The 14,889-nt window shown below is 68.4% G+C and carries 20 protein-coding genes; 6 read left to right on the forward strand and 14 right to left on the reverse strand.

All coding sequences use genetic code 11. The annotated features are described in order from the left end of the window. The first annotated feature begins 286 nt into the window (after nt 1–286). The 5 genes from AB0I98_RS27785 (at nt 287) to AB0I98_RS27805 (ending at nt 3,967) form a co-directional block, all read left to right on the forward strand. On the forward strand, nt 287–487 hold the full coding sequence (locus AB0I98_RS27785; RefSeq protein ID WP_362946476.1) for a hypothetical protein: 201 nt from the start codon (nt 287–289) through the stop codon (nt 485–487). Continuing rightward, entirely contained in the window at nt 484–1,455 is a 972-nt protein-coding gene (locus AB0I98_RS27790; RefSeq protein ID WP_362946478.1) for an RNA polymerase sigma factor, read from the forward strand. The genes AB0I98_RS27785 and AB0I98_RS27790 overlap by 4 nt, the downstream gene beginning before the upstream one ends. A gap of 122 nt (nt 1,456–1,577) precedes the next feature. Then, nucleotides 1,578–2,339, forward strand: a complete 762-nt coding sequence (locus tag AB0I98_RS27795; protein WP_362946481.1) for a hypothetical protein — start codon at nt 1,578–1,580, stop codon at nt 2,337–2,339. 359 nt (nt 2,340–2,698) lie between these two features. Further along, nucleotides 2,699–3,391, forward strand: coding sequence for a hypothetical protein (locus tag AB0I98_RS27800; protein WP_362946484.1), 693 nt, complete (start codon nt 2,699–2,701; stop codon nt 3,389–3,391). Between the two features lie 381 nt (nt 3,392–3,772). Next, nucleotides 3,773–3,967: a hypothetical protein gene (locus AB0I98_RS27805; protein ID WP_362946486.1), complete on the forward strand. Its 195-nt coding sequence runs from the start codon at nt 3,773–3,775 to the stop codon at nt 3,965–3,967. A 267-nt stretch (nt 3,968–4,234) separates the two neighbouring features. Here the strand turns inward: AB0I98_RS27805 and AB0I98_RS27810 are convergent, their stop codons facing one another. The 14 genes from AB0I98_RS27810 to AB0I98_RS27875 all read right to left on the reverse strand — a co-directional run bounded on the left by AB0I98_RS27810 (nt 4,235) and on the right by AB0I98_RS27875 (nt 13,919). Further along, nucleotides 4,235–4,894 carry a hypothetical protein gene (locus tag AB0I98_RS27810; protein WP_362946531.1) on the reverse strand — a complete coding sequence of 220 codons (660 nt, stop codon included), beginning with the start codon at nt 4,892–4,894 and terminating at the stop codon, nt 4,235–4,237. 39 nt (nt 4,895–4,933) lie between these two features. After that, nucleotides 4,934–5,212, reverse strand: a complete 279-nt coding sequence (locus AB0I98_RS27815; protein ID WP_362946489.1) for a DUF6211 family protein — start codon at nt 5,210–5,212, stop codon at nt 4,934–4,936. A gap of 201 nt (nt 5,213–5,413) precedes the next feature. Further along, the gene (locus AB0I98_RS27820) at nt 5,414–6,022 is read right to left on the reverse strand and encodes a DUF6349 family protein (RefSeq protein ID WP_362946492.1); all 609 of its coding nucleotides are present in this window, start codon (nt 6,020–6,022) and stop codon (nt 5,414–5,416) included. Beyond that, entirely contained in the window at nt 6,019–6,417 is a 399-nt protein-coding gene (locus AB0I98_RS27825; protein WP_362946494.1) for a DUF6181 family protein, read from the reverse strand. Before AB0I98_RS27825 ends, AB0I98_RS27820 begins: the two co-directional genes overlap by 4 nt. 44 nt (nt 6,418–6,461) lie before the next feature. Continuing rightward, nucleotides 6,462–6,887, reverse strand: coding sequence for a DUF6197 family protein (locus AB0I98_RS27830; protein WP_362946496.1), 426 nt, complete (start codon nt 6,885–6,887; stop codon nt 6,462–6,464). A 60-nt stretch (nt 6,888–6,947) separates the two neighbouring features. After that, nucleotides 6,948–7,592: a hypothetical protein gene (locus tag AB0I98_RS27835; protein ID WP_362946499.1), complete on the reverse strand. Its 645-nt coding sequence runs from the start codon at nt 7,590–7,592 to the stop codon at nt 6,948–6,950. A gap of 71 nt (nt 7,593–7,663) precedes the next feature. Continuing rightward, nucleotides 7,664–9,055, reverse strand: coding sequence for a DUF3560 domain-containing protein (locus tag AB0I98_RS27840; RefSeq protein ID WP_362946502.1), 1,392 nt, complete (start codon nt 9,053–9,055; stop codon nt 7,664–7,666). 330 nt (nt 9,056–9,385) lie between these two features. After that, a complete protein-coding gene (locus tag AB0I98_RS27845; RefSeq protein ID WP_362946504.1) occupies nt 9,386–9,808 on the reverse strand; it encodes a DUF6409 family protein in 423 nt (140 codons plus the stop codon). A 119-nt stretch (nt 9,809–9,927) separates the two neighbouring features. After that, nucleotides 9,928–10,818 carry a hypothetical protein gene (locus tag AB0I98_RS27850; RefSeq protein WP_362946507.1) on the reverse strand — a complete coding sequence of 297 codons (891 nt, stop codon included), beginning with the start codon at nt 10,816–10,818 and terminating at the stop codon, nt 9,928–9,930. Nucleotides 10,819–10,946: 128 nt separating this feature from the next. Continuing rightward, complete coding sequence (locus AB0I98_RS27855) at nt 10,947–11,306, reverse strand: hypothetical protein (protein WP_362946509.1); 360 nt, start codon at nt 11,304–11,306, stop codon at nt 10,947–10,949. Nucleotides 11,307–11,371: 65 nt separating this feature from the next. Beyond that, nucleotides 11,372–12,004 (reverse strand): hypothetical protein, encoded by a 633-nt coding sequence (locus AB0I98_RS27860; RefSeq protein WP_362946512.1) that lies wholly within the window; start codon nt 12,002–12,004, stop codon nt 11,372–11,374. Between the two features lie 534 nt (nt 12,005–12,538). Beyond that, a complete protein-coding gene (locus AB0I98_RS27865) occupies nt 12,539–12,769 on the reverse strand; it encodes a hypothetical protein (protein WP_362946515.1) in 231 nt (76 codons plus the stop codon). 92 nt (nt 12,770–12,861) lie between these two features. Continuing rightward, complete coding sequence (locus tag AB0I98_RS27870) at nt 12,862–13,275, reverse strand: DUF6233 domain-containing protein (protein WP_362946517.1); 414 nt, start codon at nt 13,273–13,275, stop codon at nt 12,862–12,864. Nucleotides 13,276–13,331: 56 nt separating this feature from the next. Further along, on the reverse strand, nt 13,332–13,919 hold the full coding sequence (locus AB0I98_RS27875) for a hypothetical protein (protein ID WP_362946520.1): 588 nt from the start codon (nt 13,917–13,919) through the stop codon (nt 13,332–13,334). 215 nt (nt 13,920–14,134) lie between these two features. On the opposite strand from AB0I98_RS27875, the gene AB0I98_RS27880 reads away from it, so the two are divergent. Continuing rightward, on the forward strand, nt 14,135–14,524 hold the full coding sequence (locus AB0I98_RS27880) for a VOC family protein (RefSeq protein ID WP_362946522.1): 390 nt from the start codon (nt 14,135–14,137) through the stop codon (nt 14,522–14,524). Nucleotides 14,525–14,889 lie beyond the last annotated feature (365 nt).

The following is a 14,889-nucleotide window of genomic DNA, read 5'->3' on the forward strand; positions in this document are numbered from 1 at the left end:
TGGCTGTCAGGTTTTCGCTGTTATCGGCTTGCCTCTTACAGCTCTGTCATGTCGTCTGCCGCCGACGTGGTGTCTCACGACGTAGGTTCCGCTTAGCCACCATCAGGTCGGTGCTGCCGTGTTTCCTCATGCCCAGTCGTGCATGGGTTCGGTGTACGCGCCGGCCCCGAAAAGAATCTTGGGGCCGGTGTCATCAGAACGGCGCCCTCGCGGCCCTTCAAAGAGAACGGCCGCCGCTCGTGTACCTGAGCCCTCAACGGCCGCACACTGAACGGGAGGTTGGGCCGTGGAGGTCGTTGGCATCGTGGCGTTGGTGATCCTGCTATTGGTCCCGAGTTTGAAAAAGCTCTTGAACAGCGTGGCGTACCGGATCCGGGCGCGAGGCAAGGCAGAGATCATCCGCGCCGAGCGCGGCGGCGATCATCCGAGGCGCGCGCCGTCCGGCGAGGGGAAGCAGGCGAAGCAGGGGAAGGGCAGGATGCGGTGACTCAGCCGGAGGCGGTGACCGCCGATTCGCTGGCGCGGGTGTTTGTGGAGTACCGGGGCGAGTTTACGGGTAAGGCCAGAAGGCTTCTTGCTGACGCGGGGGTGCCAGAGTCGGTGGCGGACGCTGACGACATCGTCAGCAGCGCCTTCGCCACGGCACTGCGGGACCCGGGCGCTGTACGGAAACCGCGCCCCTACCTTCACAAGCTGATCCGTACTGAGGTCGTGCACCTGGCGACGCGCCTTGGGGAGCACAACCGCCTGGACGAGAAGCGGGCAGCCGATCCGCTGTGCTGCCCGGCCTCGGAAGTCGCCGACTTCAGCGCGCTGGTAGACAACCGGGACGCGGTCTACCGGGCGACTCAGGTCCTGTCGGCCCCGCAGCGCACCGCGGTGTGGGCGACCCATGGCCTGGGCTACACCCGGGCCGAGGCCGCCGTCTTGATAGACAGGCATCCCGGCACGGTTGCCCGGCACTGCACGCGCGCCCTGGTCCTGCTCCGTGCTGCCATCGCTCCCGTGATCGTGGGCGTCCTGACCTCGCTCAGTTTCGCGGTCGGCAGTGCGCTCCAACGCACGACGCCCGCGGACGACCCGCGCAGTATCCCGGCGCTGCCGTCGGTGCAGTGGTGGCCGGGGAGGGAGGCGCTCCCAGCGGTCCTGCTGGCCCTCTACGTTGCGAGCTGGCTGATCGTGATCGTTCGCGGGCGTAGCCGCCAGCGTGTGCCCGCCCGCCTCCGCCAGCCTCAGCCGATGGCTCCGCTGGGCCCACTGGCAGCCCGGAAGGGTGCGTCCATCGCTTCGGCGACCGGTCCGGGAGCAATGGCTCAATCCGCGCCCACTGCCCGTCCGCCCATGACACACCCAGACTCAGTAGGTGCTGGGGTTGTCAGAGTCGGAGTTGTTGAAGACTCTGAGGCCCCCTTCGAGGGGTGTCCGGCCGATCCTCGGGAAACGTTGGTTACTTGAGGCCAGACTGCCGTCTGTGACGAGAGGGTGCCCACCGAGACGCCAAGCAGGGCCGCGATGGTCTCGTGCTGTTCTCGGGGTTTGACCTCCCACGTTCCCTCCCAGCTCGAAGGCAGCATCTCGTGAGCGACCTGACCCTCTTCGCCGACACCCCCACCATCCCGGCCGGTCCACCGCAGTCCCCGGCCGCGTCCGTCGTCCACGGCGCGGTCATCATCAGCGCGATCGAGACCGCGTGGCGCGAGATCCGGCGCCGCTTCGACAGCGTCCCGGACATCTCCGTCACGACCCCTCCCACCGCTAGCGCCCAGGACCCCACCAAGTGCACGGCGCTGCGCACCGGACGACGCTTCGTACGCGACGGGCACCTGACCATGGAGCTTCAGGTCTCCTCCGCCACCCTCACTCTCGGCGGCCGTCCGATGATGGAGGGGCTGCTGCACCACGCCGCGCACGGTCTGGCTCTGACTCGCGGCATCGCCGACGTCAGCGGCGGTGACCGGCGCTGGCACAACAAGAAGTACGGGAATCTTGCACGCGAGGTCGGCCTGGTCCCGCCCCCACGGGCGGCCCGTGTCATCGGCATGGGCCGCTGCCCCCTATCCGACAGCGAAGCACGGAAGTGGGCTGAGGTGATCGCCGCCCTCGACGGCGCGGCCACCGTCCAGCTCCAGGCCACCGTGCAGGCCGTCGCACCGCCACGCGGCGGACGCTCCGGCTCCCGCTTCGCAATCGTCTGCGAGTGCACCCCCGTTCCCCGGCGCCAGCAGGTTACCCCGCACTTCTACGAACAAGGGCCGCTGCTGTGTGGGGTGTGCCTGGCCGTCTTCCGCCCCGCCGACAGCGTGGTGCTGCCTGCCCAGTCCGCTGGGGAGGATGCGTGATTCCCGCCCCGGACGCGGCCGGTATGGGCACAGGAGCGGTCGCCTTGCCGTAGCGGGACGACTGACGTTCACGCCGGCAGCCGACATGTCAGTGGCTGGTGCTTTCCTCGGAACGTCGATCGACGTTCCGAGGAGGCTCTTCCGTGACCGCTGGTTCCACATCCGCCCCGACTCTGGCCCACCGTCTGCGCCCACGCCTGTGGATCGGAACGGCCTGCGTGACCGCGGGAGTCGTCCTCACGGCAACAGCCCGCATCTACGACGCGAGTGCCCTGATCATCCCGTCCGGACTGCTGATGGGGAGCGCCTACGCCGTAGCGAAGCCGTGGTTCGTGGCTCGGTCCGAGATCTGGCACCGCGTGATCACCTTCGTGCCGATGGTCCTGCATGTGCTCCTGCTCGGCGGAGTTGTGCTCCTGGCTGCCGACGGACTGCCCGCCGACCCCGTACCGGCAGGTCTGGCCCTTATGGGTGTGTGGATCTTCCACGTGTTCTGCGGTGTGCCAGAGCCGACGGGCTTCGCCTACGAACGGCTGGCAGGACGCCTTACTTGGGCAGTGGTACTCCAGGTGTTCTCGATGGCCTGCGGCACGGCTGGCATTGCTCTGTGCCTCACCCGCGGCCTGCCGGTCCCTCAACGCTTCGAACCGGTGGTCGTCGGCACGTCTCTGGGGCTCATCGTCGCGCTGTGCACCGCTTCGCTGAAGGTGTTCTCCCGAGGGCGCCGGCTCGCGACGCGCCTGGCGGGCGACGCGCGGCAGATGGCCCGGTGCCTGGAGAGGCTGGCGCGTGGCGGTGCCGCGGAAATGAGTCGACTTCAGGAGGCGGCTGAAGACGCCTGGGACGCATTGGAGTTGACCCTGCGCAGCAAGATCGAGACCGGCTTTCATCTCTCCGGGACCTTCGTGATTCCCAACGAAGAGCGTCGGTCGCTGGAAGCCGCTGTGGCGGAAGCCATCGCCGACCCAGATTCCCGGTCGCACAAAGAGGCGTTCGCAAAGCTGACCATGCTGCGGACGGCCTGCCACGACAAGATCGACATCGCGGCGTGAAGGACGGTCGCGTTCCCCCCTTCGATCGCAGCTGATCCGCATGACTTCGCCAGATGGCCCTCATGTGCCGGTTCGGCCGTGCCACGATAGACGGGCTCAAGCAAGACGAGCATGAGGCTGACGGCGGGCGCGGGAATGCCGGTCTAAGGTCTTCGTTGTCCCAGGGTCGGCGTGCTGGGAGAACGGAACACACTCGAAACCCTCAACAGCGCGTGGATCAGTTCAATCCCACTTGGGGGCAGCCGGTAGATGCGGGTCGGCTCCGCGCGGATCTGAAACGTCGGCAGGTCCTCAGCTAGTGGCCACTTTCGTCAGGTGGTCGGGCTGAGGCTGCCTTGCCACGGGCGCGACCACCGCAAGCCGGATTGGGTAGAGATCCGCATGCTGCCGAACTTCAGGACCCGGCTGCTGCTCATCGTAATTGCTGTGCTCTTCTCCCTTGTGGTCGCCTTTGCGACCGCGTTCCTCTTCTACGCCATGCAGGAGGACTTCGTGGTCGCGTTGACCGCTGCGGGTGGCTCCTTCGTCGCCACGATGACCCTTTCCGTCGGAGTACTCGCGTTGCTCTTCCGGTAGGGCGCGTTACCGAACTGCGCAAGCGGGTGGGGGAGGCCGTTGGGCCTGCCCCACCCGCTTCGTGTGTCACGGCGGCGCCGTCATCAGCCCCGCAGGGGCCATTCACCAAACGGCACGGGTGGCTGTCCAGCGGCGTCACGGACGGCCTCGTCTGTTCCGCAGGGTATGCAGATGAAGACGTCGCGCTCAGCAGTGAGCCGCGAACGCGCGGAAGGTTCGCCGAGGGGCCCGGCACAGCGCGGGCAGCGGGAGGAGTCGGCGGTCATGTCAGTCCTCGGGGTGTTCTCGGGCGGACTTGAGGATCAGATTCCAGGTGGGGCGGGAGTACACCTTCTCCGTCTGGGTCTGGAGCCCGGGGATCAGTTCCGCGTTCGTCGCGGTGGGATTCTCGGCGAGGACTCGGCGGGCGAGGGCAAGGCGTTCGTCGCCCTGGTATGGGTAGGCCAGTCCGCGGCGGCCCGTTGGGCGTCCGCCGGCGTGGCCGCGGCCTTTCCGATCCGCGACGTACTGCCACAGCCTCCAGCGCTTCCACTTCGGGCGCCGACGGGTCGGAAGCTCATCCCAGTCGTCGGGGTCGGGCCATCCTTCCGGCGGGTTGTTTACGTAGTGGGAGACGGTGGCGGAGTTCGCGAACCCGCAGACCTTCGCCGCCTCGGCCGGGCCAACCATCTCTTCGGGGTCACCGTCGAGCTTCGGCGGGTTGGTTGTGTTCGCCGCGGCCCGTTGGCGTTGAAGCTCGTGGTGCCACTTCGCCCAGACGTCGCCATCCCAATGCATGACGCCGTCGATCATCTCCGCGACAGACGGGTGGCCGTTGTTCTCGCGGTCGGCCCAGAGGTTCTGAAGCGTGGGCTCACTGATGTTGTGGACCTTGCGCAGGTCCGCACGCGAGCAGAGCGTGCGGCCAGTCTTGCGGGGCACGGTCATCTCCTGTTCCTGGTCGGGGGTCACGCCCCCTTGGCGTCATCATTCGGTGTCATCCGGCCTCGGGGCCGGCGCCCACGTACGGCTACCACTCGGTTCGAGCCGGGTCAGCGTGGCTATCTCGCTGAGGGGGACCGCGGCGGCCCAGTCGGCACGACCGGGGTGGCCGACGGGGAGGTTAAGCACGAGGAGCTGGCCGGTCGGGGGGAAGTCCTCGACGATGACGAAGCTGTCGGTGTGCTCGGCGCTGATGCTGTTACCCCTCTTGAGCTGGGCGATGTCGCCGGGCTGGGGACAGTCAGGGTGTCGGTCGCATAGCATGGTGAGGTTCTTTCTGGTGAGAGAACACTGACGGCCAGCGCCTTGTTGCCCTTGTGCGCTGGCCGTCGCTTGTTGTCTGAGTAGTGCGGCGTCGGTTGCGACGCCTTGCCGATCGGAGGTTGCCCACTCCGCTGACGGCGAAGTAATTAAACCACCTTTGCCGGGACAGAGGTGGGGCCCTGGTTCGAAGAACGGTGTTCGTCAGAAGAGGGCCCCCTGAGCTGTCCCACGCTTGGTCCGGTTTCTCGGCGGCCGGTCGATGCGGAGTTCGTAGCGGGGCCGCCCCCTGTGTGGTGGGGCATGGGCTTCGCCCCTGTAGCGGCTCCAGGCTAGGAGCGGGGCACCCTGGTCCATCCACCCCGCCGGGTAGAGAGAGATCAGCTGAGCCCAGCGCCGTTGATCGCGTGGTAGTTCCCACCGGTCCTGGACCTTGATGAGGGACGGCAGCGTGCGCCAGCCGGGGAATGCGTGGTCGTGCGCGTCCTCCACCGCCTCGTTGTCACCGTCCCCGAACCCGTCGCCGGAGTGCACGGGGCCTTCCCACTCGCACGCGAGACACCCGCCGCGGAACTCCTGCTCGTCCCTCCGGCGGCCGGTCGGCCGGCTGCGGGAGAGCAGGGTCGGGGTGTGGTGTACGGGCGGGTCCAGCTCTTGGCCGAGGTCGCAGTACGCGCCGCCGGGGTGTCCGGGCTGGATGTGCCACGCCTGACCGGCGCTCTCGGGTGGGTGGTGCGTCCGCCCGTTGCGCACTCGCCAGTAGTACGTCTGCCGTGCCCGCGCTCGAGTCGGCTCGGCGACGGTGGTGGTCACGACTTCCCCCTTCCGGCGGCAAGGACTTCGCGGAGCGGGTCAGCGAGCACGGCCTGTTCGTCGGGGGCGTCGAGGAACCGCGGCCCGTACGCGCGGCGTACCGCGCGGCGGGCGTCCTGGTGGCGGTCGAGTTCCGGGTAGTACGGCGATCGGTCGAGCACGTCATAGCCGTGCTGGGTGAGCACGTCGGCGATGAGCGACCGGACCCGTACCGGGTCGAGGGCGGTGAGGTCGGCTTCCCCCGGGGCCGCGAGGAGTACGCGGATCAGCTCGGTCGCGCTGAGCCGGGGGTGGAGGGGGACGCTGAGCCGGTGGACGCCGTCTCGGCTGGGGGTGGCGGCTCCTCGGCGGCTCGGCGTCCTGGTGGTGCTGCGGTTGTCTGTCGTCTCGTCCATCGTGCTGGCCTTCGATGACTCGGGTTGCTGGCGGGCGTCGGGTGTCAGAACAGGGCGTGTTCGGCGCGGGCGGCGGCGGTGCGGAACGCGTGGGCGGCGTCGGCGGCGGTGCGGCCGAGCTCGGCGCTCCATCGGTCGATGACCTCGCGGTGCAGGGCCTTGGCGGCGGGGTCGTCGGTGTCGACGGGGTGACCGGTGAGGGTTTCCGCGAGGATGGCGAATGCCTGGTCGCGGGCATGATTGATGCGGTCCCAGTCGTACGTCCGGCCAGCGGCTCCCCGTCCGTGGCCGGCGGCGACTTCGAGAGCGCCGCGCGGCCAGCACGCCAGCGTGGCCGTACGGCCAGGACCGGCGAAGAGGTGGGGGCCCTGGTGGATGCCGACGTGTTCGATGTGGCAGGCGGCCCATTCCAGGATCGCGGCCGGGGTGTCCGCGATGACGATGCTTTCGGGGGTGTAGCGGGTCGGCACGGCGGTGTCCTTCGGGAGGGCGGGGGCGGCGGCGCGGTGCCGCCGCCCCCGGTGGGGCTGCTACTGGTAGGCGGGGATCAACCGGCGGACCTTGTCCTCTCCGATGCACCCGCCCTTGTGACGGCGTGGGCTCGGCGGCTCTCCGTTGCGCCCGCGCAGGTGGCTCCAGAACTTCGGGCCTTCCCAGTCACACAATTCGCAGCTGAGGTACCAGTGGTTATCGCTGCCGGGGAACCCGGTGAGGACTGCCCGCCAGTGGTGGGCCCGGAGCCCCGCGAACGCGATCTGCGCGCCCTCGATGTTGCGATCGTTGACCGGCATCCGCGGGTGCAGGAGAGGCACCGGCCCGCACAGCGGGGCGGGGGCCTCGGCGAGCACCTGGTCCAGGGGGACGGCGCCGATCCGACCGGCGGCGTATTCCTGCGCGAGATGGGCGGCGGCCATCTCGGTGCCGGGTGTCCCCTTCGGCGGGCGACGAAGGTTGCGTTCGCCCGCGGTGGTGAGGACAAGCCAGTCACGGTGCCACCTGTAGGCGCGGCCGATGACCTGGTCTTCGCCCACGATCACGGGGTAACGGCACTGGATGTCGGGGGAACCGACGCGGTACTTCGGGACGGTGGTGGTGCCCTCGGTCGCGGGGACGATGAGCCCGCCCGCTCCGGGGTCGGGGACGGTCGTGGGTCGTTCGAGGAGTTGAGTGGTCATGGTGGTGCCCTGTTCTGGTGAGAGAGGGGCCCGCCCGGCGCGCTCGGCCGCCGGGGCGGGCGGGGGTGTGGTTACGCGGCCTCGGCGGGGGCCTGGGGGTTGGCGGTCCATTCGCGGCGCGGGGTGATGCCCAGGTCTTCGAGGACCGGGTCCAAGCTCCCGTTGTCCGGCACCCATTCCCAGTCGGCGCCTTCGGTGCCGGGCCGGTCGGTCCAGGTGAGCATGTAGGAGCGGCCGGAGGTGCGGGGGTCGCCGCACACGGCTTGTGCCTCGCGGCGGGTCGTCGCCCACAAGGCGCGCTTGCGGGAGCGGCGGGAGTTCTTCGAGGCGATCAGCACCAGCGCCATGCCGTCCTGCCAGTTCGTACCTGCGCCGGGGGCCGCCACGGGGGTCGGCTTCTCCGCCGGTACTGGCTCCTTGCTCGGCGTGGACTGCTCGGCCTGCTCCTGCTGCTCGGCGGCCTCGGCCTGGGGTGGCTGCATCTCGTCGGCGCTTTTGCGTCCGGAAACGTCGTCGTAGGGGGCGGTCCAGGTCCAGCCGTCGTGATGGTTGTCCGTGGCGCGGACGACGCGCTGACCGACCCCGTTGTGAATGTGCGGGATGGTCACCGACTTCGGGTTGACCCGCAGGACCTCGTACCAGGTACCGCGGTAGAGAACGAAGTCACCGCGGGTGAAGTCGGCCTTCGACCAGACGTTGAAGCCCTTGGCCTCTGCGTCCTTGATGACCTGCTGCCAGTGCTCGATCTCCTCGGTCAGTTCCTCGTGCCGGATCGTCAGCTCAGGGTCGTCGGGGTTGCGGGAGTATCCCTTGGCGGACTCGCCGCGCTGCCACTTCTCGACCGCACGGAGGTCGGCCCGCAGCTTGTCGAGACGGCGGAGCGTGCGGCCGGGGTCCTTTCTGAACCGCTCGTAGTTCGCGGCAGCCTGCGCCCGGCCGGTCCAGTGCTCGGCACGGTCGCGCTCACCGATGCTCTTGCGCATCGCGTCGTCCATCCGCGCGTGATCACGGCGGGCGCGTCCCTCGGAGTGGTGGCCGATGAGGATGGGCTGACCGAAGGCAAACCGCTCGGATATCTCGTGGCTCGACTTCCACGCGGCCTCGGAGTTCCGGGCGGCGGTGTCGGCGTACCCGCCGAACCTCTCCGCCCGGCCTTCGGCCTTCTCTTCCCGGTCCTGCTCGGCCTCGGAGAACGATCGACGGTCGGCGTTGTCGATGGTCAGTGTGACCTCGAAGCCTGCGTCTCGGAGTCGCTGGGCGAGGAGTTCGAGCGACGGGGTGTAGGTGGCGTGGTCACGGCTGTGCGGGAGGTACCAGCAGTCAAGGTTCCTGCTCCAGCGGAAGGGCTGGCGCTGGGTGCGGCCGTACTCGCGGAGCCGCAGGATCTCGGCTGATCCATCTCCCCGGCTGGTGCCCTCGATCAGGGTTCCTTCTCGGCGGGTGTGGGTGATCTCGATAGTCACTGAACTGGTCTTTTCTGGTGAGAGTTTGTGGTCCGGCCGTAGGGCGGACCGTGCGTTGGCAGCGGCGCTGCACCACCGGCGCGGGCCGTGAGGGACGATCGGCTCGCGGGTCGTCGCGCCTGCGCGACGACAGGGGCTGTCGCGCCCCCGCGGGGCGCGTCCGCTGCGGTCCGGTGCCCGTCGTCGGTCGGCGGAGCCGCCTGCGGCGGAGTCGGCCGGCGGCGGTGAACGCACCGGACCTGTCCTGCCGCCCCGAAGGGGTGTCCGCTGGGGTGCTGGGGCCTGCCGGTCCGGAGGTGTTGCCCTCCCCCGGACCGGCGGGGCCTGGTGTCAGCTGCGGTGGAGCGTGTGCCGCGCGGCCGGGTCGGCGTCGGCCAGTCCGGTCCGCGCGCGCCATGCCTGGCGGACGGCGGCGCGGAGTGCGTCCCCGTCGTCGTAGGCGAACCGGCCCCGGCGCAGACCGCACACGATGTCGCGGAAAACGTCCTGGTTCATCGTGGTCAGCGTGTCGTCAAGCGGCGTCAGCTCGTGCGGGAACATCGCCTGAACGCTGTCGCCGGGCTCGGGGGCACCGAGAGTGAAGTACCAGACGACCGCCATGGTGGCCTCGTCCGCGAACTCCGGTCCGCCGAACGGGCCGACGACGACGGCGGGGCGGGTGTCGAGCTGGTAGCCCCGGTGCCAGGGTCCGGCGATCACGAGCGTCGCGGCGGGGAAGTCCTGGACGGTGGGCTTCTGGTCGGTGGTGAGCATGTCGTGTCCTGTCTGGTGAGAGATTCCGCCGGGACCGGTCGGCCCCGGCGACGGTGTCGGTCGGGGGGTTGCCCTCCCCCTTCCGATACCATTAATTAAACCATGTTCTTGGCTCTGGGTCAACCGCTCACGGCAAGTTCGCGGCGGCGTTCGGCGGCCGTGATGACGGCGCGGGCGATGGCGCGGCCGGTCTCGATGACCCGGACGGCGGACTCGTGAATCGGGGGCTTCTTGTCCTGGGTGATGATGCCCGCGAGCGGGGGCATGACGGCGGGGCCCGGAGTGATTCCGAGGATGAGCGCGGCGACGTGGGCGGCTGAGGCGACTTCGGCGGCGTGCTGGCCGGGAAGGGGGGCGTCCGCCTCGGTGATACGTCGCCACGCGTGGCCGTACAGCAGGATGCGGACGGCGTTGTCGGGGGCTTCCCGGGTGAAGTCGAACCCCCCGGCCTGCTCGGGGTCCTCGTGGTACTGGTCGCGGTACTGGTTCACCAGTGCATCCCGGATGATCTCGGGGGCGAGCAGGGCGGCGGCGGGCGGCTCGTAGGCGTCGCCGTCGGTCTGGCTGATGTCGAAGACCGGCCCGGCCTTGAAGCCGGAGACCTTGCGCCCCTGGCTCTCGGCGGCCTCGCCGGTGGTCTCTCGCTGCCCGCCGTCGGTGGCTGCGGCCGTGGCCTCCTGGGCATCCTCGGTCCGGCGCTTGATCGGCGTCCAGATGCGGAGGGAGGTGGACCCCTTGACCGGGAAGCGTCCAGCCTTTCGCCAGTCTCCGGAGCTGAGTACGTGGGTGGCGTTCGGGCACTGGGCGGCGATGGCGATGCAGTTGGTGGGGCTGCGGTCGTCGCGGTCCGGGTGGGTCAGGTTTGCGGCCGTGCGCATGACGGCGGCCCAGAAGTCTTCGCTGCCGACCATCGCGCCGTACGCGCGGTCCATGACGGCTTCGAGTTCGCCGCGCATCTTGGCGGAGTAGGCCCGGCGCTCTTCATCGGTCATCTTCGGCTTACGGGGCATGTCGCGGTCCTCCTGGTGAGAGATCGGCGTCCGGGGCCGACTGGCCCTCGGGGGGTGTCGGTCGGGGGGGTGCCCTCCCCCTTCCGACACCATTAATTAAACCATGTTTTTGGGTGATCGGCAACCCCTTAAATCCGGTACAACCCTGCTTCGTTGCTCACAGCCCGGTATGCGGCTATGACCTCGTCCTCTATTTCCGTCCAGCGTTCGAGGATATCGGGGGCGGTCTTCTTGTCGCTGGCCGCGCGCCTGGCCCTGCGCCACTCAATGGCGATTTTGAGCGTGCGGAGTTGAGAACGGGTCAGCTCCCATCGGCCGGAGTCCGGGAGTTGATCGCCGTAGGCCATCGCTACGGCGTTGTTGATGTGCTCGGTACCGGACCACACATTCCGTGCGGCCTGGAGCGCAAGGGCGCGTTTGAGGGTGCACCGGAGGTGCGGGGCCTGGACGATCCATTGCGGTTCGATGATGAATATGTCGGCGCTCATCACAGGGCCTTCTCCTGTGGGGGCGGCGCGCTACGGGAGCGCGCCGCCGGGATTCGTGGGGGAGGTTAGAGGGCGTATCCGTCGACGTATTCGCCGCGCTCCCCCTCGGGGGTCTGGACGTGGGGCAGGAATCGACTTACCGCGAATACAACGGCGTCGGCGATAGTCCGGGGCACATCGTTGAGTACGAGGCTCACCGCATCGCCGTCGAGCCCGATACGGACTTCTCCCGGTTCAAGGTTCATGTAGACAAAGGCAGTTGTGCCGTCGATTCGGGTTCGCGCGCCGGGAAGTCGCTCGGAGAGGTCGCGTGCGGCTTCCTCGACGTCCCGGCGCATCTCGGCCTGTGCGCGGTTGTGCTCCTTCACCCGCTCGTGAACGTCACGGTGCACGGGGATGAGGTCGGCGGCGATCCGGGCCGCGATGTCTGCCGGGTCCTCGTTCATGGCGACTCGGACGGTGTCGCGCTCGCCCCTGCGGAACGGGTAGTCGGTGGCAGGGAAAGCGCCTCGGATGTGCAGGTAACCGGGGTCGTCAAACCGCTCGGAGAGGTGGAGCTGTCGGCCGTCCAGGTGGGTGAAGGTGGCGGCGTGGTCCAGTTCCTTGACGCCGTGGCGTGCGGGCTGCGGTCGCCAGTTCCCGCCGAGTTCGAGGGCGATCGGGTGGGCCAGCTCCGCGACGGTCAGAGGCATATTCATCGCTTGTCTCCTGGTGAGAGAGGTTGTCGGCGGCCGGTCGGCCTGCCGGTGCCGGTCGGGGGTTGCCCTCCCCTTCCGACACAACTAATTAAACCATGTTCTAGGGGTTGAGTCAACCCGGATGCACGCTCTGACCTGCTCTTTTGCCGTGCCACCGGTCCGCACCCGCCCGGCCGGGCCCGGCCACAACGGGCCTGGGCGGGGTTCCCTCCTCGGTCGGACAGCTCCGCCGTACCAGGGTTCCGGACGCGGTGTCCTGGCTCGCGCAGCGACCGCGCAGCGGCCCGGCCTGGACGCCGCGTCCGGGTTCCTGGTACGCCCCCTGGGGTGTCCGACCGAGGAGGGAACCCCGCCCTCACCCGCACCACAACGCACCCACACCCAACCAACCAGCCCCCACCCCCTCCGAGGAGGACCCGCCAGAGGCTGCTTGTTGCCCCTTCCTGGACCGACGGATTCTCGGCGTCGCCGCCGGCCTCCGCCGCCGCACCCGTCGACGACCTGCATCAGCACAGCACCGCGCACCTCGCAAGATCATCCCGTCCAGCCAACGTCCAGAAGGTCGATGCCGTCCAGGTAGGCGGCGAAGGTGATCCACGAGCGTGGGCCGAACAGCGTGGCCGCGTCCCAGCCGCCGGGGGCAGGCCACGATTCCCGTCTGACAAGGGCGGTCGCGATCAGCTCCATCACCTCACTGCGCCCCCTCTCGGGGAGTTCGACCAACGCCTCCTCTACCTGGGACGCTAGATCCACCCTGTACGGCATCGTGCCCCCCTTGCTCCTGATCAGCTGGGGCAGGACCGTATGACAATCCACAAGCCCGTTTGTATGCCTGTGGATAACTCGGGTGGCCCACTTCATTCCATGATCCCGAGCTCGGTGTCCGGGCGGCAGAAGGCGCACGCCTCGATGTTCGGGTCCATGAGAGAGACACGCGCGTCGTGCTCAGTGATCCGATGAGGTGTGCCCTCGATCATCGTGCAGTCGCCGACATGGATGATCGCGGGCTCGGGACCGCGGGGCGTGCGCTTCTGCTGGACGACGAACTGCGGGCGCGGCTGCATCTGGGCCATGGGGCCAAGGCCCGCCCCGCCCTTCGGCAGGCGGCGCGGCCGCCTCGGAGGCGGATCATCGGCACGGGCGAGCGCGGCTCGTACTGCGTCGCGCTGGAGGCGGAGGTAGATGCCGACGGTCTCGTTGTCGGCGAGCTGCTTATCGAGGTGCGCCAGGATCGCGTGGAGACGCGCAGGATCCGGAGGCAGCTCGCTCATGTGTTCGATGTTAGTTCGGCAATGCCCCTCCGCGATGTGGTCGAGCTCAGGGCCGCTCAGACATCGGTGGAACGCGCTCCACCTTGCCTGCCATGGGACAGTCGGATCGCGTGTGGGTCCCAGCGGTACATCCGCCGATATGTGACCGCCGCCCCCCACTCCGGCTCATAGAACGGGACCCATGCGTCCATCACTGCCCGGTCCTTGGTCGGCCCGTTGAAGCGGCACCACAGCTCGGCCCGGCGCCAGCGGCCCCCGGCGCGCACCTCGATGCCGCGGCGCGGCCGGAATGTCGTCCAGTCGCCTTTGAAGCAGTCACTCATCTCGCCAGCCCGGATCCGATGGGTGTCACCCTCATGCCACTCGGCCTCCGCCGTCGCGAGCGCGGCCCCGTGCCACCGGTTGATGAGCTGCATGTTCTCGGGGTCCCAGTAGACCCACACCATGCGAATCCTGCGCGAAGGCACCGGAGGGTGATGATGCGCGTTCACGATGGTGAGCACGGCACGTCGGCCGTCCGCGAGGTCGCGGACCTCCAGGAGCCCCGTCCGTTCACGCTGGCCGTCCCATTGCAGCTCGATGAAGAGCCCCGTGCGGTCGGTCACTGTCGCACGCCGACCCGGCACCTTGTCCGGCACCGGCACGGGGGCCACTTCCGCATCACGCCATTCGCTCATACATTCGAATCTAGTAGGTGTTCAATTACTTGGCGATGTGACTCGCTGTTGTCCTGTGCCATCGCGCATTGAGCAGATGCCACCGAAGTTTGACCACAGGGCAGCTCGTGTCATCGAAGTTTGATTTCCGCTGGTCACAGTCGATGCTGAGCGGCTCTGGGCCTGCTTGAGAGGATCGGGGCATGGCGGACTCACCTATGCAGATCAATGCCCTCATCGTCGATGCCGCAGACCCCGAGCGGCTTGCTATCTTCTGGTCCGAACTGCTCGGTAGGCCGGTCGTGGGCCGTATGGGCCCATACGTCTGGCTGCGGCGGGATGACGGCCTGGGTCTGGGCTTTCAGCAGACCGTCGAACCCAAGTCGGGCAAGAACCGGATGCACTTCGACATCACCTCTCCTGATCCCGCCGCCGAGCAGCAACGGGTCGAGATGCTCGGCGGGCGCAGGCTGGAGCAGTACGTCGACGGCGGGTTCCTGGTGATGGCGGACCCCGAGGGCAATGAGTTCTGCATCATCCCTGAGGGTGCCTTCGAGCTCGACGACGAGGGGTGCGCGAACTACCTCGGCTGATGGTCAAACTTCCCTACGTTGTTCTACGGGACCGGGCGAGCCCTTCGTATGGTTGGCCCACCCAGGGGCGTCGGGTGTGGCTTTCAATCTTCTGCCGCTTGTGGCTTCCATCGATTGGCCGCCCGATGCCCCACGACGACTCGGCTGCCAATTAGGAATTGCGAATGATCGCTCCGTAGGGAATCGACAGCGAGGTCGTCCGTCGGGTGGAACCAGCAGCACACCGTACGGAGGCACCACATGGCCGCGATCTGGGCCGGCATCGACGCAGGCAAGACCCACCACCACTGGTGCGACCTGCAAAGCCTCTCCGCATGAGCGGATGACAGAAGGGAGATACGTCAACCTCGGCGAGTGATCAATGC

Source organism: Streptomyces sp. NPDC050211 (assembly GCF_040656035.1).
Taxonomy (GTDB): domain Bacteria; phylum Actinomycetota; class Actinomycetes; order Streptomycetales; family Streptomycetaceae; genus Streptomyces.

Bases quoted from the DNA above. Each gene is read 5' to 3' on its own strand.
- AB0I98_RS27805 (WP_362946486.1), top strand. From the start codon at position 3,773: ATGCTGCCGAACTTCAGGACCCGGCTGCTGCTCATCGTAATTGCTGTG.
- AB0I98_RS27810 (WP_362946531.1), bottom strand. From the start codon at position 4,894: ATGACCGTGCCCCGCAAGACTGGCCGCACGCTCTGCTCGCGTGCGGAC.
- AB0I98_RS27815 (WP_362946489.1), bottom strand. From the start codon at position 5,212: ATGCTATGCGACCGACACCCTGACTGTCCCCAGCCCGGCGACATCGCC.
- AB0I98_RS27825 (WP_362946494.1), bottom strand. From the start codon at position 6,417: ATGGACGAGACGACAGACAACCGCAGCACCACCAGGACGCCGAGCCGC.
- AB0I98_RS27835 (WP_362946499.1), bottom strand. From the start codon at position 7,592: ATGACCACTCAACTCCTCGAACGACCCACGACCGTCCCCGACCCCGGA.
- AB0I98_RS27845 (WP_362946504.1), bottom strand. From the start codon at position 9,808: ATGCTCACCACCGACCAGAAGCCCACCGTCCAGGACTTCCCCGCCGCG.
- AB0I98_RS27850 (WP_362946507.1), bottom strand. From the start codon at position 10,818: ATGCCCCGTAAGCCGAAGATGACCGATGAAGAGCGCCGGGCCTACTCC.
- AB0I98_RS27855 (WP_362946509.1), bottom strand. From the start codon at position 11,306: ATGAGCGCCGACATATTCATCATCGAACCGCAATGGATCGTCCAGGCC.
- AB0I98_RS27860 (WP_362946512.1), bottom strand. From the start codon at position 12,004: ATGAATATGCCTCTGACCGTCGCGGAGCTGGCCCACCCGATCGCCCTC.
- AB0I98_RS27865 (WP_362946515.1), bottom strand. From the start codon at position 12,769: ATGCCGTACAGGGTGGATCTAGCGTCCCAGGTAGAGGAGGCGTTGGTC.
- AB0I98_RS27870 (WP_362946517.1), bottom strand. From the start codon at position 13,275: ATGAGCGAGCTGCCTCCGGATCCTGCGCGTCTCCACGCGATCCTGGCG.
- AB0I98_RS27880 (WP_362946522.1), top strand. From the start codon at position 14,135: ATGGCGGACTCACCTATGCAGATCAATGCCCTCATCGTCGATGCCGCA.